The sequence below is a fragment of the Alteromonas sp. ABH4_456 genome (assembly GCF_056160645.1).
Window position 1 is genome coordinate 36,655 of the sequence record NZ_JBSWXO010000009.1, and the last position, 21,007, is coordinate 57,661.

Here is a 21,007-nt window from a genome sequence, read left to right on the forward strand (position 1 = left end):
ATGGCAAGTAATAACTATGATGCGATCGTTGTCGGATCGGGGATCAGTGGCGGCTGGGCTGCCAAAGAACTGACCGAGAAAGGCCTTAAAGTACTCATGCTGGAACGTGGCCGAAATATTGAGCACGTTAAAGATTATATTAATGCGCATAAAGAAAGCTGGGACTATCCTCACCGGGGCCTGGCTACGCAGGACATGAAAGAAGTTTATCCTGCACTTTCCCGCGATTACCCGCTGAATGAAATGACGCTTGGCATGTGGGCTAATGAGCAGGAAGCGCCATACATTGAAAAAGAACGCTTTGACTGGTACCGCGCCTACCAAATGGGCGGACGTTCACTGTTATGGGGACGTCAGAGCTACCGTCTGAATCCGGAAGATTTCATGGCTAACGGCAAAGAAGGTATCGCCGTTGACTGGCCAATTCGTTATGAAGACCTGTCGCCATGGTATGACTACGTTGAAAAATATGCGGGTATCAGTGGTACCCGTGAAGGCCTGAGCGTACTGCCTGACGGTCACTTCATGCCTCCTATTCCGCTGAATGCGGTTGAGAAAGACGTTGCTGCCCGCGTTAAGAAAGCGTTTGGTGGTTCACGTCATTTCATCCACTCACGTTCTGCAAACATTACCCAGGGGATTAATGATATCCGTGTGGGTTGTCAGTTCCGTAACAAGTGCTGGTTAGGCTGTCCGTTTGGCGGCTATTTCTCAACGCAGTCTTCTACGCTGCCGGCAGCAATGGCAACCGGTAACCTGACAGTGCGTCCTTTCTCCATCGTAAAAGAAATCAAATACGACAAAGATAAGAAGCGTGCAACCGGTGTTGAAATCATTGATGCTGAAACTAACGAGACTTACGAGTTCAACAGTAAAATTGTATTCGTAAACGCCTCTGCCTTTAACTCTGCATGGCTGCTGATGAACTCAGCAACGGATGTGTGGGAAGGCGGTCTGGGCAGCAGCTCCGGCGAACTGGGTCACAACGTCATGGACCACCACTTCCGCGTAGGCGCAAGCGCCAGTGTTGAAGGGTACGAAGACAGCTATTACTTCGGCCGTCGTCCGGCTGGTTTCTATGTGCCCCGTTTCCGTAACTGGGACGGCGACAAGCGTGATTACGTACGTGGCTTCGGTTATCAGGGTTCTGCAAGTCGTGGTGGCTGGCGTAAAGACATCGCCGAACTTGGTCTGGGGTCTAACCTGAAAGATGCGATGTCTGAGCCGGGTGACTGGACTATTGGTATGACAGCGTTCGGTGAAATGCTGCCGCATCACGACAACCGTATCTTCCTTGATAAGAACAAGAAAGATAAATGGGGTCTGCCGGTACTGACCATGGACGTTAAAATTCGTGAGAACGAATACAAAATGCGTAAAGACATGCAACAGGATGCGGTTGAGATGTTTGAAGCGGCGGGCCTTAAGAACGTTCAAGGCTACGACGTGGACTACGCACCAGGTATGGGTATTCACGAAATGGGTACTGCACGTATGGGTCGCGATCCGAAGAGTTCAGTACTTAACAAGCACAACCAGGTTTGGGATGCACCAAACGTATTTGTGACCGATGGTGCAGCAATGACTTCAGCATCGTGTGTTAACCCGTCTCTGACCTACATGGCAATGACTGCCCGTGCCGCAGACTTTGCAGTAGACGAACTGAAAAAAGGAAACCTGTAGCCATGAACCGTCGTGATTTATTAAAATTCATCACTGCTGCCACAGGTGTTGCATTTGTCGGTGGCAAAGCGCTGGCTTACGAAAACCTGCCAGTGGTGCCGCTGTCTGACACCGGTTTCAGCAAGGAAGATGTTGCCTTCTTCAACGAATTAGGCGAAGTCATCATTCCCCGTACCGACACACCGGGAGCAAAAGACGCCGACGTAGGTAGCTGTATGGCCGTACTGGTAGCAGACTGCTATCACCCGACTATGCAGAAAACCTTCAAAGAAGGCCTGGTAACCCTGAAGAAACGCGCTGAAAAAGAATACGGCAAAGATTTCCTGCTGTTGTCTGCTGAGCAGAAAATGGAATTGTTGTCTGCCCTCGATGAAGAAGCCAAAGCTTACAATGCTAAAAAAGGCATTTATGGTGATGTGGCCATGAGCAATCCGAATGCAGGTGCGCCATGGGATGAAGAGCTGGTTGCTCCTCATTACTTCTCGCTGATCAAGCAACTGGTGCTGTTCTCGTTCTTCACGTCAGAAGTTGGCTCGACGAAAGTACTGCGTTACGTTGCCATTCCGACAAAATATGAAGATATCCCTTATAAGAAAGGTGACAGAGCCTGGGCTACCTGAGGTAGCCTTTTCACCAACACCATCATTTCAATATTAAGGGCACATAATGAAAAAGATGACAAAAACAACATTGCTTTCCGGCTTAGCACTGTCACTGGCGTCAACAGCGTCAATGGCGAAGGAACTGAGTCCGGAAGAGCAAGCTGCTAAATCCGAAGTGTGGGAACCTGTTCCTGCTATGGTTGAAACCGCGCCGGGTAAAGCACCTTCTGATGCGGTGGTACTGTTTGACGGTACTGACTTATCCGCTTTTGAATCACTGAAAGGTGGTGAAGCGAAGTGGACGGTAGAAGACGGCACGCTAACTGTAAAACCGGGAACCGGTGACATTGTCAGCAAGCAGTCTTTCTGCAGCGTGCAACTGCATGCCGAGTGGAAAACGCCTGAGGATGTTGAGGGGTTGGAAAGCCAGCAGCGCAACAACTCAGGTATTTTCCTGCAGCAGCGTTATGAAGTTCAGGTTCTGGACTCTTATAACAATAAAACTTACCCCAACGGTCAGGCAGGCAGTATCTACAAGCAGGCTATCCCGTTGGTTAACCCGGTGAATCCGCCGGGTGAGTGGCAGAGTTACGACATCATTTTTAATGCGCCTGAGTTTGATGGTGATGAACTGGTGAAACCGGGTTACCTGACCGTTTTAATTAACGGTGTGCTGGTACAAAACCACACTGAAATCTTAGGTAAGACCGAATGGATTGGCGGACCTTCTTATGAGGCGCATGGTTGTGCACCTATTCAGTTACAGGACCACAGTAACCCTGTGAGCTTCCGTAATATCTGGGTACGAGAAATCGGCCAGAATACTCTGACGGACTTCCGTTAAGCTTTACGGTGTTAACCTTTCAAAGCCGCGAATTATCGCGGCTTTTTTGCTTGTCTGGTGAACAATTGATCTATATAATGCGCGCCCTTACAGCCATCAAACCTATCTAGTTCCTTGTCTCTATACAGTTTGGCTGTACTGTCGAGGCTACAACCGTAAGGAGCGTGTAATGCGTCATTACGAAATCGTATTTATGGTTCACCCTGATCAGAGTGAACAAGTACCTGGTATGATCGAGCGTTATACCACTATCCTGAAGCAAGAAGGTGGTCAAATCCATCGTCTGGAAGACTGGGGCCGTCGTCAACTGGCTTACCCAATCGAAAAGCTTCACAAAGCACACTACGTTTTGATCAACGCTGAAGCAACTGCAGAAGCTGTTGACGAGCTGGAAAATGCTTTCCGCTTTAACGATGTGATCCTGCGTAACCTGGTTATGCGCACGAAGAACGCTGTGACTGAACCTTCTCCAATGATGAAGGAAGAACGTCGTGAGCGTCGTGACGATTCTGCTCCACGCGGTGAGCGCGCGGAAAAGAAAACTGAAACCACTGAAGACAACGCGTAAGGAGATCTATCATGGCTCGTTTTTTCAGACGTCGTAAGTTCTGCCGTTTTTCTGCAGAAGGTGTTGAGCAAATCGATTATAAAGATATTGCTACACTGAAAAACTACATCACTGAGAGCGGTAAAATCGTTCCTAGCCGTATCACTGGTACCAGTGCAAAGTATCAGCGTCAGCTGTCTACTGCTATTAAACGTGCGCGTTTCTTAGCACTGCTGCCGTACACAGATTCACACAACAAGTAATTGGCGAAGGAGTAACTTAGATGGAAATCATCTTATTAGACAAAATCGCTAACCTTGGTGGTCTGGGCGATACAGTTAACGTTAAAGCTGGTTTTGCGCGTAACTTCCTGTTCCCACAGGGTAAAGCAGTTCCTGCAACTAAAGCTAACGTTGAAAAGTTTGAAGCTCGCCGCGCAGAGCTGGAAGCGAAAATCGCTGACCAGTTGTCTGCTGCTGAAGCTCGTGCTGCTAAAGTTGCTGAACTGGGTGAAGTGACTATCGCTGCTCCTGCTGGTGACGAAGGCAAACTGTTCGGTTCAATCGGTACACGTGACATCGCTGAAGCAATCACTGCTGCCGGCGTTGAAGTATCTAAAGCAGAAGTTAAACTGCCTACCGGTACACTGCGTGAAACTGGCGAATACGACATCGACCTGCAGTTACACTCTGAAGTAATGACATCTGTTAAGGTTGTTATTGTTGCAGAAGCTTAATTGCCAGTTGATTAAGTAATACTGAAAACCGCTGCACTTGCAGCGGTTTTTTTATGCCCGTTAAAATGTTTCCCGTATCAACTTACAGCATTAGCTGCATTTGTATATCGCACCGCGCGTAGGGTGAAGGTGTGGGTTTATCCACTTCTTTGAACCCCAGTTTGCGGTAAAGGCTGATGGCCGGTGCCAGTTTCCTGTTACTTTCCAGGTAAAGCTTCTTCGCTCCGGCATCCCGGGCCTTTTGTATGGCAGCTTCCCCGAGGAGTGCTCCCAAACCTTTGCCCTGTTCGCTGTCTGCCACAGCCATTTTAGCCAGTTCATAGCAGTCATCATCCATGGCTATCAGTGCTACCGTTCCGCAAATATCACCAGCAGGATTTTGCACCAGCAAAACATGGCCCCCTTTTTTCTGAATATAATTTTCGGGGTCCCCCAGCGAGGCATGATCAGAGCTTTCCATGGTGAAATAGCGTTCTATCCAGTGCTTATTGAGCTGGTAAAACGCATCACGATGCTCAGGGGAATAGTCAATCACACGGAATCCCCGTGTTGCCTTTTGTTTTATCAGGCCCAGCAAAGACGTTTGTGACAGCAGGGTTTCTACGGCACCCAGCTGTTCAAGGAAGTTCGGCGCCACGTCGTTCAGTGCTGAATTAAGGGCATTGCCGATGTCGGCTATCTGCTTTTCAAGCACCGGTAGCATCGTCAGAGCTTTATCTGACAATGAAAGCAATTGCACCCGCTTATCCTGCTCAGAAGGACGGGTGACAAGTAATCCTGCGCTTTTCATCTGAGCGGTGGTTTTACTGACAAACGGGTGAGACTGGCCGGTAACTTCTGCAATGGTACTTACACTTAACGGCGATTCCTGCATCAGACTATACATGACAGGGAACCAGCTTGGTTCCATGGAAACGTTATACGCTCTATAGACTTCACTGGCCTGCGCAACCAGCTTTTCAGACAATCTTCTGAACCTGCTGCCCAGTGCAGCTGCACCTGCCAGTTGTAAAACATCACCCATTCCCTAAACCCCACAATATACGTAACTAGTTACGTATATTAGATCTCAACGGATAATGTGACAAGGGGAAATGATGTAATTTGCAAGAGAACTCTCTATACGAGACTTTTATAAAGGTCCGTGTAAGCATCCGCCATGGCGGCGATACTGAAATGCTGCTGCACATGATGAAACGCGTTTTCACCCAGAACCCGGGCTTCTGCCGGGTTATCCAGCAGACGAAGAATTTCCCGCGCCAGTGCGGGCGGGTCTCCCGGCTCAACCAGTAAGCCGGTTTTTTCGTTGTGAATAATTTCCGGAATGCCGCCAACAGGGCAGCTTATCATGGGGACTTTACAGGCCCCGGCCTGAAGAAGGATTATGCCAAGGCCTTCTGCATAAGCAGGGTGAACCATCACATCAATATTTGGCAAAATACGCGGAACATCTGATGTGAACCCGCACAGCCTGATATTTTTACCGGCTCCGGAGTCATCTGCCAGTTGCTGATACGCAGCCTGTTGTTTACCTTTACCGAACAGTAAGCAGGTCACATCCTGTCTGCGGGCAATTACAGCTTGCATGGCCATGATGAGATCTTTCTGACCTTTCCTCGGGATAAGCTGGGCAAAGTTTGCGATGACCTTATGGTTTGCAGGGATGTCATACTTTTCCCGAAACCACTCAGCGTCCCTGCTGTAGCGGAAGTCATTCAGATCGACTGCCGAGTGGATCACAGGCTGCAGGATCTGTTTGCAATGCCGTGACACCACATCATGTACACCTTGCGAGATACTGACGACAGCTTTGTAGTGCCGGTACTTCAATGCAGCCAGTGCAGACTCTTTATTATCTACTCTGCGGGTACATACAGCCGGAATGCCGAACAGTGCACTCACCAGGCCGCCCCACACATCAGCACCCCGGCGGCTGTGAATGTGCAGAATATCCGGTTTAGACCTTTTTATAAGCCGGTAAAGGCGGAAAGGGAACCTGAGATCCGCATCGCCGGAGTAAGGGACCGGATGCTTGATACAGCCGGGCGCCGGGATGTGAGAAATGGCACTGTCTGATGCGCACACCAGGTGGCTGGTAATGGTGTCTTCAGGCAATGCATTGATAAGATATTCAACCTGTTTGGCACCGCCATACAACTGTCTGCCAAGTTCCACATGCATCACCTTTATCGTCACAGCCACTTCTCCAGCCATGCGGTGACTTTTTGTGGCGTGATAGCCCGCATGCAGTCATAGGCTCCGTTGCAAACCGGCTTACGCTTACAGGGGGCGCAAGGTAAGTTTTCGTACAATACTGTGGCATCCGGATTATCTGTTTTCGTATACGGACAGGTGGAACCGAACAGGGCCAGAACAGGTCGCTGATGACAAATCGCCAGGTGAGTCAAACCGGTATCCACACCAACCACAACACGTGCATTTGCCAGTATGGCCCCGCTGGCAGCAAGAGACAGTTGTCCCGCCAAAGAGAATATATGTTCTTTGTCTGAAGCCAGTTCTGACGCTGTATCCGTATCGCCAGGCCCTCCGGCAATAATCACCGGAAGACTGTCATGATTGTTTAACCACGTTATGACATCTTTCCAGTGCTGTACCGGCCAGTGTTTCTGAGGACGGGTAGTGAAGGGACACAGAACGATATAGTCGTCACCGATACCGCTGGCAGCAAGGGCATCCTGCGCCTGGCGCACAGCCGGCGGGGAGGCGGGCAGTGTCATGGTGAAGTCATTTGCACCAAGATAGCGCCCCAGTGCTTTGTACTCCGAGCTGATGTCACAAGAGTCCGGTTTATTCAGTGATTCTGTCAGTAGTAAGTGACTGTGCTCTTTGCTTTTAAACCCTATGCGGCGGCCTGCGCCGGACAACCAGCAAAAAAAGGCGCTTTTAAGCAGTCCCTGAGCATCTATAGCGATATCGAAGTGATGTAATGACAGTTCTGTCTTAAATGCTCTTACAGCACGACAGAGGCTCAACCAGCGCTTTTTTTTTGCCAGTGCTGACCATTCTTTCTTCGGCCAGGGAATAACCTGGTCAACATCAGGATGAGCAGCAATAAAATTGGCATAGGGTGCTTCGGTAAGCCATACAATGCGTGAAGCATTTAGTGAGGATTTTATGTTGGATGGCAAACCCGAGGCCATTACAATGTCACCGATGGCGCTTAGTTTAACCAGAAGTACAGCAGGCTTGTGACTCTTGTCCGGCATAACAAACACAATAATTGAAAACTGATTTTTAGTTAAACAAAGCTTCACGACAGTTTAATGACGAAAGGACGCAGAGTACGTATGACTGCCCGCAAAAACCAATACCGGCCCGGCCTCAGTGAGACGTTGTTTCGCTGGTTTTATTCACTAGTTCTGGCGCTGATCGTTCCGTTCGCTTTTCTGAATCTCATCATTCGCGGGCAGAGAAGAAATAAAGAATATAACCATCGCCGGTTTGAGCGGTTTGGTTTTGTACGTCCGCCGGCCGCACCGGGAGGATACCTTTTTCACTGTGTGTCGGTAGGCGAGGTGGTTGCGGCGTCTGTGCTGATTAAGCAGTTAATGAAAGAAGAACCGGAAACACCGGTGACGATAACCACCACCACGCCCACCGGTTCGGCGCGGGTCAGATCCATATTCAAAGATACTGTTCACCACTTCTATTTACCGTACGATTTACACATGGCTATGGCGGGTATGCTGCGGCGGGTGAAGCCCAAAATGGTGCTGATCACTGAGGTGGAGCTGTGGCCTAATCTGATCCACAGCTGCTGGCGTCGTGACATTCCGGTTGTAGTGATTAACGCCCGCATGACAGATCGCTCCGCCAGACGATATAAGAAACTGAAAATACTGTTTGAGCCCATGCTTCACAAGCTTTCCCATGTATGTGCCCAGGGTTTGAGAGACTTTAAAAATTATCAGTTTCTCGGTATCAAACAAGAAAAGTTAACACTTACTAACAATATAAAGTTCGACCAGGCAATGTCTGCACCGGATGCCGGTGATTCATTTTACGGTCTTGAGAAAAATTCCCGCCGGGTACTGGTTGGTGGTAGTACTCATGAAGGTGAGGAAAGTGCCTTACTTGATGTTTATCAGAGCCTGAAGCCCGGATTTCCGGATTTATTACTCATTCTTGTACCCAGGCACCCGGAGCGGTTTGCCCGTGTAGCGGATCTGCTGGAACAAACAGGGTTGCACTACCACCGCACAGCTTCACCGGGCGGACAGATGAGCAGTGAGACTGATGTCATGCTGGTAGATGAAATGGGCAAGCTTAATACGGTGTACACATTCGGCACCATTGCCTTTGTCGGTGGCAGTCTCGCGGATAAAGGTGGTCACAACGCCCTGGAGCCGGCTGCACAGAAATTACCTGTAATCATGGGCCCCAACGTTTATAACAATCCGCTTATTTGCCAGTACCTGCAAGAATGTGGTGCGCTCAGCATAGTGGAAGATGCAACGCAACTCGCCGCCTGTTGTAAAACGTTGCTTGACTCTCCCGATGCTGCCCGTGTGGCGGGTGAGGCCGGATTTGCAGTGATCAGTGCAAACCGCGGCGCGACCGGGAAGACACTGGAAGTCATCCGTTCATCCCTTTGAGCCTTTTTGGTGCATGTGAATTGAAATGGTGCGTGCTGTTGGTGCGTCAACAGTGGGCAATGGTTGGTAAATGCCCTGTAAAAAGCATAAAGTACTGATAACTATGTCATTTCAAAAATTGGTCTGTCTATTGCTTTCATAAGCGCCGACGGTGTAGCTCAAGTAAAAAATAAACAACAACGCATCCAATAATAATAATAGAGGGGAGCGCTTGAATACACGTTATTTCCAGGGAGAGGCACCCTGCCCCAAGGGTAGGGTGCCGTTCTGGCCTCAAACCGGTTCACTCTCCGGTATAATCAAGCTGATTAATTTCCATCCTGCTTTCGGCGCAATATCTTTACCATTCAAAAATGCATGAGAACGTCCGTTCTCGTCCAGAGCAATAAGCGGAATAGCTCTGTCGCCGTATCTTGCGGAATAATCTTCGAAAGTAAATTCTTCGCTCAGCCGCGTGGTTTTCACGGATGCATCATGAGAGACAGCAGAAGCCAGGTATCCGTATGTGACTCCCTCAGCAAACAGTGTCAATTTCTGCGCATACTGGGTGCTAACCTGATGCGATGGCCGTGCACTTTGTTCGTTGTTGGTTAAGCCCCACACTTTATCTTTACCCATGGTGTACTCAAAATGATAAGCAATCATAGGGTTAAGTTGTTTGTAGGGGGACATGATCAGTACAGTACCGAATAAACCTAAATCCAGGCTTCGCGCTGCGTGATCCGACATGGGGTTCCCGAAATAGGCCGGAATATCCATCATTCTGGTTTCTTTAATGGCATCCCAGTTGGTATCGGCAATACAAACCGGTAAATCATGTGCTTTCAGTTCCTTTGCCAGCATCCGGCTGAACTTACTGCCGCCGAAAATTAAAAAGCCGTTTGGCGCAGGGGAACGAACCTTCAGAAGTTTGGCCACAGATTTAGATGACAGACTCTGCACAACGACGGTGGTAATAATGACCACAAAGACGATGGGAACAATAACCCCTGCGCCCTCATAGCCAATTTCCTCCAGCTTCAGAGAAAACAGTGCGGATACGGCTGCTGCGACAATCCCTCTGGGCGCTATCCAGCTGATCAGTGCCAGTTCACGCCAGTTTAGTCCGGTGCCCACAGAGGAAGCCAGTACGGAAAGGGGTCTGGCGATAAACATAATGGCCACCAGAACCACAATGACGCCGGAGCCGACCTCGAACACAGAGTCGAGATTCAACCGTGACGCAAGAATAATAAACAGGCCGGAAATCAGAAGAACACTTAAGGTTTCTTTAAACTCCAGGATGTCTTCCACGTCCACATTTTTCATATTTGCCAGTACCATACCGGCAATGGTCACCGCCAGCAGGCCTGACTCATGGGCTACATGATTAGAGATAGCAAAAACACCCAGTATCAGGGTGAGAACGGCGGTGTTTTGCAGATAGTGGGGGATCAGTTCTTTACGTAGCGACAGACCAAGCAGGTAGCCGGCGGCCAGACCAAGGGCGGTGCCCATACCTACCGTCTTACCAAACGCCATCAGGGTATGTACCAGCGCCGTGTCCTGAGAGGCCACAATGTACTCGTAAACCAGCACCGCCAGAAGCGCACCGATAGGGTCAATGACAATGCCTTCCCAGCGCAATATGTTAGCGATGTTACTTTTCGGTCTGACGGTTCTGATCATCGGCACAATGACCGTCGGGCCTGTTACGGTCACGATGGCACCGAACAGGGCTGCAAGCTGCCAGGATAAATCCAGGCTCAGATGGGCAGCGATGGTTGCAACCACCCAGGTGACCAGCACGCCAACGCTGCACAGGTTTCTCACCATATTGCCGTGACCCGCAATATCACTGAATTTCAGTGTCAGCGAACCTTCAAACAGGATGATGGCCACCGACAGGGACACTACAGGGAACAAAAGATCCCCGAACAGTGCGTCTGCGTCGAGCACGCCAAATACCGGGCCAACGATAATACCGGTTATCAGCAAAGGTAAAATGGCTGGCAGGCGTATTTTATAAGCCAGAAACTGACAGAATATAGACAGCAGGCCGACACTGACCAGGCTTAATAACGGGTCTGACACGTGGTGTTCCTTCTTAAAGTTGAAGCTATGCCGCTGATGCCCGGCATATTTATTATTTTCCGGCTTTTATACTGACCTCAGGTCAAAGCAGATTTATCGTTAGCCATTGCAAAAAATAATCGTCACAATGGTATAGTAGTCTGAACTTGTGCATATCACATTGTTTTATTTAGATTAACCTTATTTACAGCAGAAAGAGAATATCAGTGAACCGTATTGTTTTCATTTTAAGCCCGTTATTGTTACTGGCAGGTTGCAGTGTGTCAGCAGATCCACAACATGGTGTTGAGGTGCTGTCCACCTATACGCTGGATAACGCGCTGAAGGAAACATCGGGTCTGTTTTGCGACAGCAACAGTATTTACACCATCAATGACTCTGGCAATGAGCCGGAATTGTTCACCCTTAGTCAGGATGGGTCGCTGACCGCAAGGGTGACGCTGGATGCAAAAAACCGTGACTGGGAAGCCATTACCGGTGACGATGAATATTTCTATATTGGTGACATCGGAAATAATGCCGGTAAGCATAAATCACTCACCGTCTATAAAATTAACCGTACAGACCCCGCGCAGGAAGCAGTAAAGCGCCGTTTTACTTACGCAGGTAATACGCCGCAGGAAAATGCTCCCTACGCTCACGATTATGATGGTGAAGCCATGACAATGCGGGATGGAAAACTGATCCTGTTTTCAAAAAGCTGGGCTACGGAGCAGTCACACGTCTACGTCTTACAGGATATAGAAGCTAAGCAAGCACTTACTCCATTTGCGTCAGTAGACGGGCTTCCCGGCGTTGTCACCGGCGCAGACTGGAACAGTGATACACAGGAATTTGTTCTCGTCGGTTACCGTAGTAATGCCCTGGGCATGTTTAAACCTTTCATCGCCACTGTCAGTGGTGACTATCACCTGAAAACAGTCGACTTTCTCTCACAATTCGCGCAGGTCGAAGGTGTTTGCTACGGTCCTGACGGTAACGTGTGGATTTCACAGGAAAGCACGCCTTATACCTCTGCAAAACTCGCAAAGCTAAAATTTCATTAATGGCTATAAAATCAACACACTGATATTTTTTTGGGTATAGTTAGACTAATTGAGGATGGTTTTATATACCCAAAAAGCTGCCCGTTTGCTTATACTTTAATCACTCGCTGAGGTAAGCCCTTTGCAGAATGATAATAAAGCGGAGCAGAACCATGTTGAAACAGGTAACCACATTAGCACTTTGTGCCCTGCTGACACCTCAGGTATGTCTGGCCAGTTCTTCTATTGGTGACCAGGCTGAAGCCTGGCTGGAAGAAAAACTCGATTACTCCGGTGATATCTCCGTTTCCCTGTCGAAAAATAAAATCAGATTCAATGGTTGCCGCCAGAAAGATTACAAACTGAGTCTGGCAACCAGAATCAGCGATACAGTTAATCTTGAAGCGGTAGCGTCTTACGGTCGCGCTGTAATGGACTTTGGTGTGTTCAGTCAACGGGTGACGTCGAGAGCGTATGAACTGATTACCTGGTGGGAACAACCAGCTTACCGGGTTGGGGTAGCGTCCGGCGTGCGTCCTGCTCATGATATTGATTTACCGGTAAGCGGCTCTTTCGCTCTGCCTGACAGCAACACCGTATCAGTGTATCTGGAAACGGAAGGTGCTGAAGAAAATCACACCATGTCGTTTGCTGTTCGCAGAGAAACCTGGCACGGCGATACATCAGATATCACTTTGTCTCAGGACAAGAGTTACGACAATCAGGTGCAGTTGGGTTACCGCGTAAGCTTTTAATTCAGTGTTGAGAGGCTGATAAAAAAGGGGCGATTATCATAATCGCCCCTTTTTCGTTATTAAGTGGTTTACTCAGGTACCGGGAAACCACGTGCACGCATCAGTGCATCTGTTTGCGCATCGCGACCACGGAACAGACGGTAAGCTTCGGCCGGATCCATTGCATTGCGGACAGCAAAGAGATATTTCACCAGCTTTGCCGATAATTCTTTATCGTAAAAGCCGCCCGGGGCTTCTGCGAATGCTTCCGCTGCATCTGCAGAGAGAACGTCTGCCCACATGTAGCCATAGTACGCTGCTGCATAACCTTCACCGGAGAATACATGTCCGAACTGTGTGCTGCGGTGACGCATCACAATCTCTTCAGGCATATCCAGCGCCTTCAGTTGATCCCGTTCAAAGGCATCAGGCTCAATCTTCTCAGGATCGGTGGTGTGATACAGCAAATCCATGATTGCCGAAGCCATGTATTCGGTTGTCCCGAAACCGGAATTAAAGGTGGATGCATTCTTAATTTTTTCTACCAGTTCAGCGGGAATCGGCTCGCCGGTTTTGTAATGCACCAGGTAGTTATTGATGACTTCATCAGTGGTAAGCCAGCGCTCCAGCAATTGTGACTGGAACTCGGTATAGTCACGGACACCGGAGTGGGACGTGGGGTATTCCACATCTGAAGACAGGAAATGCAGGGCATGACCAAATTCGTGGAAATAGGTATTGGCGTCATCCCAGGAAATTAGCGTGGGTTCGCCCTCAGGGCCTTTAACGAAGTTAGAATTGTTAGAAGCCAGCACAGTGGTTTCACCGTCAAAGGTGGTGTAACTGCGATATGTGGTTGCCCATGCTCCCGAGCGTTTGCCCTGACGTGCGAACGGATCGAGATACCAGAGACCAATCAGTTTGCCGCTGTCCTTGTCTTTTACTTCCCATACCTTCACATCAGGGTGAAAAACCGGTACCGAACCTTCAGGAACCGGTGTGAAGTCAAAGTTAAACAGACGACCGGCGACATAGAACATCGCTTCACGGAGTTTATCCAGTTGCAGATATTGTTTTACTTCGTTTGAGTCCAGGTCGTATTTAGCTTTACGTACTTTTTCGGCATAAAAACGGTAATCCCAGGGCTTGATAGTAATGTCTGCGCCTTCTTCATCAGCGATAGCCTGCATGTCTGCCACTTCTTCGTCTACCCTGGCAATGGCTGCCGGCCAGACTTTCATCATCAGATCCATGGCATTCTCAGGTGTTTTTGCCATACGGTCTTCTAAACGCCACTGGGCGTAATTGTCATACCCCAACAATTCGACCCGTTCGTCACGTAACGTCAGGATTTGCTTGATGATGTCATTGTTATCATATTCATCGCCGTTATCACCACGGTTGTAGTAGGTGTTCCACACCTGCTCACGAAGCGCCCGATCTGTGCTGTAAGTGAGGAAAGGATCCATAGATGAGCGCGTGTTAGTAATTGCATACTTACCTTCCTGACCACGTTCTTTTGCAGCAGCGGCTGCACCTTTTACAAATGATTCCGGCAGGCCGCCCAGCTGCTCCGCGGTGATGTAAGTCACGTAGTTTTCTTCGTCGGCCAGCACATTCGTTGAGAACTGGTTGTACAGCGTAGCCAGCTCTTTGTTGATTTCGGCATAGCGTGCTTTTGCGTCACCATCCAGGGTAGCGCCGTTTCGGGCGAAGCTGTTGTAGGTGATCCACGTAATACGTTGTTCTTCGGGCGTAAGCGATTTCAGTTCTTCACTTTCGTAAACCGCTTTAATACGCTCAAACAGCGCTTCATTTTGGGTGATTTTTGTTGAGAATGCGGAAAGTTCCGGAGACATTTCTGCCCGCACATCCCGAAATTCAGGGCTGGATTTGTTCGAGCTGAAAATACCGTAGTAACGGAATACACGGTCCAGTGCACTGCCGGCACGTTCCATGGCGACAATCGTATTGTCGAACGTAGGCGGTTCAGGGTTATTTGCAATGGCGTCTATTTCCTCCAGGTTAAGTGCCATTCCTTTTCTCAGGGCTGGCTTAACATCTTCAACCTTCATTTTGTCGAACTGGGGAACGCCGCCGTAAGGCCCGGGGAAGGGTTGCAGTAACACATTGTCAAATTCCGGAGACTGTTGCTGCGTTTGTGCACTTGCATCCGGTGAGGTCGTTGCAGCCTGGTTGGCTGCCTGGTCAGAACATGCGCCGAGGGTAAGCGCAACAGCCAGCGCTGTCAGCGAGGCGGTAAATTTTTTCATTATAGAGTTCCATCGTCGTTATTATCAGCGGTTCAGTGTATAAGAATGCGGCGCTGAGGGCCATATAACGACGACGGGTTCCGGACAGGTACGGTGGACTGTGGTCTTTACGCGAAGACCACAGTTTTGTTGCGGTGAATAATGACCCGGTCTTCCAGGTGATAACGCACACCGTGGGCCAGCGCTGTCACTTCGCAATCTTTTCCTTTGCGGACCATGTCTGCGGCTGAATCGCTGTGACTGATACGCTTTACGCTCTGCTCAATGATAGGACCTTCATCGAGATCCTTCGTCACGTAGTGGCACGTGGCTCCAATCAGCTTAACACCGCGATCATAGGCCTGCTGATAAGGTCTTGCACCGGCAAAAGACGGCAGGAAGCTGTGATGAATATTAATCGCTTTTCCCTGCAACTTTGTGCACAACGTATCCGGCAGAATTTGCATGAATCGGGCAAGGACTGTGAGGTCAATTTTGTATTCGCTGATCAGCGTTTCTATCTGCGAGAACGCCTGTTCTTTACCCAGAGCTTTAAAATCCACCCAATGGAACGGTACTTTGTACCAGTCAGCAAACTGTTTCATCTGCGGGTGATTACCGATGATCACCGGAATGTCGCAGTGCAGTTCGCCGGTGTGCCAGCGGTGCAGCAAATCTACCAGACAGTGGGATTCAAGGCTGGCCAGCAGAGCAACACGCTGTTTTACGCGGGAGTCGGTTAGTTTCCAGTTCATCCGGAATTCATCTGCAACCGGTGTAAACGCTTTTACAAACCCGTCATAGTCCAGTTTGATTGAGTCAGCCCCGATTTCATGGCGCATAAAAAAGCGGCCGGTTTGCAGGTCGGTATGGTGATTAGCCTCGACGATAGTGGCTCCGTGACCGGCAAGAAACTGGGAAACTCTGGCGACAAGGCCAATCTGGTCCGGACAATCAATTACAAGACGAAAAGTTTGTTGCATGAGATGTAAAGGCTCTGACAAATAGGTTGTTGAATTCAGTGTGTTGTTTTACCCATGCAATTGGCATCTGTAAAGCCTCAATTGATATATCTCATACCAGACCCCGCCGCAATCGCTCGCGAACGGAGATATCAGGCTCCAGAGACCAGGAGTGCCGCACGGGGTAGCGGACACCTGATGACGTAGAGACAGACTCAAAAAAGTGAAAGTCACGGAATTGCAGTTTGATATCCGGAGGCAACAGAGGGGCAGGCTGGTCGCTGCCGGCCTTCCTGACAACAGTGACATGAGGTTTGTATTCACGGTTTTCCAGCGGTATTCCCGCTTCACGGGCGGCTTTACGTACACACTTAGCTAACTGCATCAATGGCGGGCACGGCTCATCAGGGCCCGCATATAAAATTTTAGGTCCGTCCCACACGCCGGTGGTGTTGAGGGTCACAGAAAAAGGTTCTGCAGCGACGTCGTCCAGTGCGTGCAACAGTGCTTCATGCTGTCTCTGGTTGATGTCGCCAAGAAATGCCAGCGTGAGGTGATAGTTCTCCGGTGGCACCGCAGCAGGCGGGGCTTTCTGACCGTGAGCGACAATGGCACCTGTTTTCCTGAGCGCTACAGCCGGAAGAGCCCGTTCCCGCCAGCCGGAAAGCGCGAGCTTCTCCTGCAAAGAAAGATCAAGACCGATAAATGAACGCATCGCAGTAACCCGTGTTTTTCTGTGAAGAGCGTACAGTAAACCAGGCTTACTGGGGATTCAAAGTAAACCGGGTTAATTTACTGCCATGCTTCAGCGGCATGCTCCGGTTCGGAAATGCTGACCGTATTCCGGCCTTCTGCTTTTGACTGGTAAAGTGCTTTGTCAGCACGGTCAAACAGCGCTTGCCAGCCTGAATCATCTTGATGATTAACGCACTGCCTATGCTGATTGTAATATTCATTGGCTTATCGTTCATCATCACCGGCCGGCTTGCCACAGACTGCCGCAATCGTTCACTCACCCGCTGCAATTGTTCTGCATTACAACGTGTCAGAATAATCAGAAATTCTTCGCCGCCGATCCTGAAACAGTTGTCTTCGTCTCTGACAATATCTTTTCCCCGCGATGTAATTTGCTGCAGAGCAACGTCACCGGCATGGTGACCCCATTTATCGTTAATCGCTTTAAAGTGATCAACGTCGAATATGATTATGCCGAAAGTATGTTCTGTCCGCTGCGCTGTTTCCAAGCATGAAAGTGCGCAGGGCTCAAGTGCTTTTCTGTTCAGCCAGCCGGTGAGAAAATCCGTGTCCGAGAGCCTTTTCAGCATTTGCTGATGTTCGCCGTTAATGACGTAATTTAATGTCACTGCCAGCATTGAAATAAAAGTAATAACGGCCAGCGAGCCTGCAATCTGAAATATGTCGTTACCGGTAAATGCCAGTGCGTCGTGAGAAGTGAGTAACGCCACAGTGCGTATTAACATCTGGAGGGCGAAAATGGTGATTGTGATTAGCAGTGGCCACAGGAATCTCCCCTTTTTACGCATGGCGGTGTGCCACAACATGGTAATGGATGCGCCACTGAGCATCACAACTACAGGAGTCAGGATAATAAATCTGGCATCAACCGGCCCTCTGAAATCCGGACTCAGATGGAGCAGAAGGGTGAAAAGCGCCACACCGGTTGCCAGATAAGGCGGTGTTTTACCGTATATGTACAGGGCAATACCTGAGGTGATAAAGGCATGGCCTGCCATGTATAACACATTCGCTATTCCCGGGTGGAGCAGGCCTTGTACGTCGAGTTTAATGCAGACAAAAGCAGTAAGGTTGGAGACGAGAAAGCAGGCGCCGGCACACATCCAGTGGAAGATATAGTTTGATGCCTTATGACTTTGCTAGGCCATGCCCATAGTAAAACATAACGTCATACTGGCAATAGCCGTACAAATAATGATGGTCTGTAATTCCATTTACTCACTTCATTTATCTGATACGTAATTTGAATGTATGAAAGCAAAACTGTATGCGGAAAATAAAAACAGTTCACTTACAGTCTAAAATTTATACGGAAGTGGCTGACATATCAATGACTTTATGTATTTCTTCCGGGGCACAGGTATATACTTGCCAGATTACCTTTTGAACCTGTTTTCTTGTTATGCAAAGTAAATTACCTGCAGAAGGCCTGATCCCCGATCTGATAACTGCTGTTGCCGCCGGCAATGTCATTGTTGGTGCACCGCCCGGGGCGGGCAAATCTACCGTACTGCCTTTGGCACTGCTGGAGCATGTTCCGGGGCGCATTGTCATGTTGCAACCACGGCGGGTTGTGGTACGCAATCTGGCTGCCTACCTTGCTTCATTGCTCGGAGAGGAAACCGGACAGACTGTGGGTTACCGCATCCGCGGTGAAAGTAAGGTCAGTAAGCAAACGCGTCTGGAGATTGTCACAGAAGGTGTGTTGTCTGCCCGTATCCAGAGGGACCCGGAATTAGCAGGTGTTGACTTAATCATCTTTGACGAATTTCACGAACGCAGTATTCACAGTGACTTTGGTCTTGCGCTGGCGCTGGAAGTACAGGAAGGGTTGCGGGAAGATTTATCTCTGGTGGTGATGTCTGCCACTCTCGATGTGGATGAATTACTGACGCTGATGCCCGAAGCCATGGTGCTGAAATCTGCCGGCAGGCAGTTTGAGGTAGAGGAAATCTATACCGGTCAGGTACAAAGCCATACTTTGCATGAGCAGGTTACCAGGCAAATTCAGTTCAGCCTTGCACAGGATGACGGCGATATTCTCGTTTTTTTACCGGGCGCCGGCGCGATTAACAAAGTTGCCACCTTGCTGGAGCAGCGACTGAATGCATCTGAATATGTGGTGCATCCTCTGTATGGCGCGTTGAGTAAACAACGGCAAACTGCCGCTATTTTACCGGATAGCCGGGGAATGAGAAAAATCATTCTTGCTACTAATATTGCCGAAACCAGCCTGACGATTGAAGGCATTAAAGTAGTCATAGATGCCGGTCTTGAAAACGTCGCTAATTACCATCCTCCCACCGGATTTACCCGCCTGAATACGCAGATGATTTCACAGGCATCGGCTATTCAGCGCAAGGGACGGGCAGGGCGCCTGGGGCCCGGGAAAGTGTATCGCATGTGGCCGAAAGAGCAGCATGACAGACTGGCAAAATACCCGCTGCCACAAATTTTGCGTGAAGATATCTCCCCGCTTACTCTGGATGCGCTGGCCTGGGGAACTGAATTGCATAATATGCGCATGTTGACGCCTCCTTCTCAGGCGCAATCTGCAGCAGCATTACACCGCCTGCAACAAGCCGGTGCCGTAGACCGCGATGGTACGTTAACAGCACATGGTCGCGGACTTAACAAATTATCGGTGCCCCCGGCTCTGGCAAATATGTTAGTGAAGGCAAAAGAAGCCGGAGCGCAGACGCGTTTGCCTGAACTGGAGGATGTTGCCTGTTATGTGGCGGCTGCCTGTGAAGAGCATTCAGCTTCTGAGCGGCAATTTCACGTATCAGCCTGGCTTGAACAACTGGCAGAACCCCAGTTATCCGGTTTGAAAGCCAGGGCCTCGCGGTTTGCATCTGCACTTGGCATCTCACTGAAAGCAAAGCCCCGGAAGTTAAATGGTGAAGCTGTTGCAGTGTGTCTCGCGCTGGCTTTTCCTGAGCGGGTTGCGAAACGTAAGCAGGGTAGTGATTATAAGCTGGCCAATGGCCGGGGTGCTGCTCTGCCTGAAGGCATGATTGAAAAGTCTGACTGGCTGGTGGTTAAGGAAGGGCAGGTTAACGGCTCTGACGTGATCATTCGTCAGGCCGAACCTGTTAATGAAACCTTATTAAGACAGTTATATTCGCAGGCTTTCAAACTTAAAGATACGGTGACGTACAACAGTCAGAAGAAGCAAATGGAAGCGCGCAAAACCGAAGGTTTCCATGAAATAGTGTTAAGCAGTGAACCGGCAACTAACGTGCCGGCCCGCATTCGCGGTGAGGCCTGGGTATCGTTGCTGGAAGGATTGCCGTTATCCGCGTGGCCTTTCAGTGAAAAAGACTGGCAATGGTGGTACCGGTATCAAATGGCCTGCGGGTGTGACTTACATCAACCGCAAGCTTTCGACAGCCCGCCGGTATGGAAAGACCCTGAGTCACCATTGTCGCTTCTGGACCGTAGTGATATTTCCGCACGATTATCTTCGTTTAAAAGTTGGGAGCAACTTGCCGGCCTGTCCTGGGCGACACTGCTACACCAGTCACTCCCCTGGAGCCAGCAACACGCCATGGACAATGCTTTGCCACTGAGCATCACCGTGCCTTCCGGTGAAAAAAGGAAACTGGTCTACCGGTCAAACGGCGAAGTCGTGCTTCCGGTCAGACTGCAGGAAATGTTTGGTTGTGCAGATACGTTCACTGTTGCAGACGGCGCAAAAGTCATTACGCTGGAGTTGCTGTCTCCTGCGGGAAGACCAGTACAAACGACATCGGATCTAGCCGGCTTCTGGCAGGGTAGTTATCTTGCTGTGCAGAAAGAAATGAAAGGACGATATCCGAAACACCGGTGGCCTGATAATCCGATGGAAGCTGAAGCCGGACGTTCAATGAAGCCGAGAAAATAAACGGGTGGTTGCTCCTGAACTATTGTACCCGTCTTACAACTTTAATCATGTTTGAACGGTGTATACAACTAATTTACGTGCTGCAATTATTATGCAAGTATTTGTTATTAAAAGAGATCCTCTGACCAGTTAATAGCTAAATACTTGTTCATTTTTTCAACTGCATGATAAGTAAGAAGTTTCTTATTCACTATAGTCATTCATCTGGACACGGGCATTGACCCCGCGCAAAAAGTCTTCAGGTTTCCGTTGTCAACATCTCATCAAGCATGCTTATATAGAATTGTTGTA

Annotated in this window: 18 protein-coding genes; 10 read left to right on the forward strand and 8 right to left on the reverse strand. The window is 49.3% G+C overall.

The features are described from left to right. The 6 genes from ACXAG2_RS14180 (at position 1) to rplI (ending at position 4,412) form a co-directional block, all read left to right on the forward strand. A complete protein-coding gene (locus ACXAG2_RS14180) occupies positions 1-1,683 on the forward strand; it encodes a GMC oxidoreductase (protein ID WP_474867956.1) in 1,683 nt (560 codons plus the stop codon). 2 nt (positions 1,684-1,685) lie between these two features. Continuing rightward, positions 1,686-2,303: a gluconate 2-dehydrogenase subunit 3 family protein gene (locus ACXAG2_RS14185; RefSeq protein ID WP_474867957.1), complete on the forward strand. Its 618-nt coding sequence runs from the start codon at positions 1,686-1,688 to the stop codon at positions 2,301-2,303. A gap of 55 nt (positions 2,304-2,358) precedes the next feature. Then, the gene (locus ACXAG2_RS14190; protein WP_119503512.1) at positions 2,359-3,129 is read left to right on the forward strand and encodes a 3-keto-disaccharide hydrolase; all 771 of its coding nucleotides are present in this window, start codon (positions 2,359-2,361) and stop codon (positions 3,127-3,129) included. A 169-nt stretch (positions 3,130-3,298) separates the two neighbouring features. Then, positions 3,299-3,697 (forward strand): 30S ribosomal protein S6, encoded by a 399-nt coding sequence (gene rpsF, locus ACXAG2_RS14195; protein ID WP_119502814.1) that lies wholly within the window; start codon positions 3,299-3,301, stop codon positions 3,695-3,697. A gap of 11 nt (positions 3,698-3,708) precedes the next feature. Then, positions 3,709-3,939, forward strand: coding sequence for a 30S ribosomal protein S18 (rpsR, locus tag ACXAG2_RS14200; RefSeq protein WP_070126454.1), 231 nt, complete (start codon positions 3,709-3,711; stop codon positions 3,937-3,939). A gap of 20 nt (positions 3,940-3,959) precedes the next feature. Continuing rightward, positions 3,960-4,412, forward strand: a complete 453-nt coding sequence (gene rplI, locus ACXAG2_RS14205; protein ID WP_119502813.1) for a 50S ribosomal protein L9 — start codon at positions 3,960-3,962, stop codon at positions 4,410-4,412. A gap of 82 nt (positions 4,413-4,494) precedes the next feature. Here rplI and ACXAG2_RS14210 read toward each other — a convergent pair whose 3' ends face one another. From ACXAG2_RS14210 to ACXAG2_RS14220, 3 genes are all read right to left on the reverse strand, one after another. After that, positions 4,495-5,436: a bifunctional helix-turn-helix transcriptional regulator/GNAT family N-acetyltransferase gene (locus ACXAG2_RS14210; RefSeq protein ID WP_474867959.1), complete on the reverse strand. Its 942-nt coding sequence runs from the start codon at positions 5,434-5,436 to the stop codon at positions 4,495-4,497. Between the two features lie 95 nt (positions 5,437-5,531). Then, complete coding sequence (locus tag ACXAG2_RS14215; RefSeq protein WP_474867961.1) at positions 5,532-6,626, reverse strand: glycosyltransferase family 4 protein; 1,095 nt, start codon at positions 6,624-6,626, stop codon at positions 5,532-5,534. Beyond that, positions 6,605-7,639, reverse strand: coding sequence for a glycosyltransferase family 9 protein (locus ACXAG2_RS14220; RefSeq protein WP_474867964.1), 1,035 nt, complete (start codon positions 7,637-7,639; stop codon positions 6,605-6,607). Before ACXAG2_RS14220 ends, ACXAG2_RS14215 begins: the two co-directional genes overlap by 22 nt. Before the next feature lie 81 nt (positions 7,640-7,720). Between ACXAG2_RS14220 and waaA the strand changes: the two genes are divergently transcribed. Beyond that, positions 7,721-9,028 carry a lipid IV(A) 3-deoxy-D-manno-octulosonic acid transferase gene (gene waaA / locus ACXAG2_RS14225; RefSeq protein WP_474867966.1) on the forward strand — a complete coding sequence of 436 codons (1,308 nt, stop codon included), beginning with the start codon at positions 7,721-7,723 and terminating at the stop codon, positions 9,026-9,028. Positions 9,029-9,301: 273 nt separating this feature from the next. Here the strand turns inward: waaA and ACXAG2_RS14230 are convergent, their stop codons facing one another. After that, positions 9,302-11,101 carry a cation:proton antiporter gene (locus tag ACXAG2_RS14230; protein ID WP_474867969.1) on the reverse strand — a complete coding sequence of 600 codons (1,800 nt, stop codon included), beginning with the start codon at positions 11,099-11,101 and terminating at the stop codon, positions 9,302-9,304. Positions 11,102-11,307: 206 nt separating this feature from the next. Between ACXAG2_RS14230 and ACXAG2_RS14235 the strand changes: the two genes are divergently transcribed. After that, entirely contained in the window at positions 11,308-12,147 is an 840-nt protein-coding gene (locus ACXAG2_RS14235; RefSeq protein WP_474867971.1) for an NHL repeat-containing protein, read from the forward strand. 152 nt (positions 12,148-12,299) lie between these two features. Then, positions 12,300-12,881: a hypothetical protein gene (locus ACXAG2_RS14240; protein WP_474841571.1), complete on the forward strand. Its 582-nt coding sequence runs from the start codon at positions 12,300-12,302 to the stop codon at positions 12,879-12,881. Positions 12,882-12,949: 68 nt separating this feature from the next. Here ACXAG2_RS14240 and ACXAG2_RS14245 read toward each other — a convergent pair whose 3' ends face one another. The 4 genes from ACXAG2_RS14245 to ACXAG2_RS14260 form a co-directional block, all read right to left on the reverse strand. Continuing rightward, positions 12,950-15,133, reverse strand: a complete 2,184-nt coding sequence (locus tag ACXAG2_RS14245; RefSeq protein WP_474867974.1) for a M3 family metallopeptidase — start codon at positions 15,131-15,133, stop codon at positions 12,950-12,952. A 107-nt stretch (positions 15,134-15,240) separates the two neighbouring features. Beyond that, the gene (purU, locus tag ACXAG2_RS14250) at positions 15,241-16,095 is read right to left on the reverse strand and encodes a formyltetrahydrofolate deformylase (protein WP_119502805.1); all 855 of its coding nucleotides are present in this window, start codon (positions 16,093-16,095) and stop codon (positions 15,241-15,243) included. A 91-nt stretch (positions 16,096-16,186) separates the two neighbouring features. Next, positions 16,187-16,789: an RNA 2',3'-cyclic phosphodiesterase gene (gene thpR / locus ACXAG2_RS14255; protein WP_474867976.1), complete on the reverse strand. Its 603-nt coding sequence runs from the start codon at positions 16,787-16,789 to the stop codon at positions 16,187-16,189. Between the two features lie 46 nt (positions 16,790-16,835). Then, on the reverse strand, positions 16,836-17,828 hold the full coding sequence (locus ACXAG2_RS14260) for a GGDEF domain-containing protein (protein WP_474868230.1): 993 nt from the start codon (positions 17,826-17,828) through the stop codon (positions 16,836-16,838). Positions 17,829-18,232: 404 nt separating this feature from the next. Here ACXAG2_RS14260 and hrpB point away from each other — a divergent pair, with 404 nt between their 5' ends. After that, positions 18,233-20,716: an ATP-dependent helicase HrpB gene (gene hrpB / locus ACXAG2_RS14265; protein WP_474867978.1), complete on the forward strand. Its 2,484-nt coding sequence runs from the start codon at positions 18,233-18,235 to the stop codon at positions 20,714-20,716. Positions 20,717-21,007 lie beyond the last annotated feature (291 nt).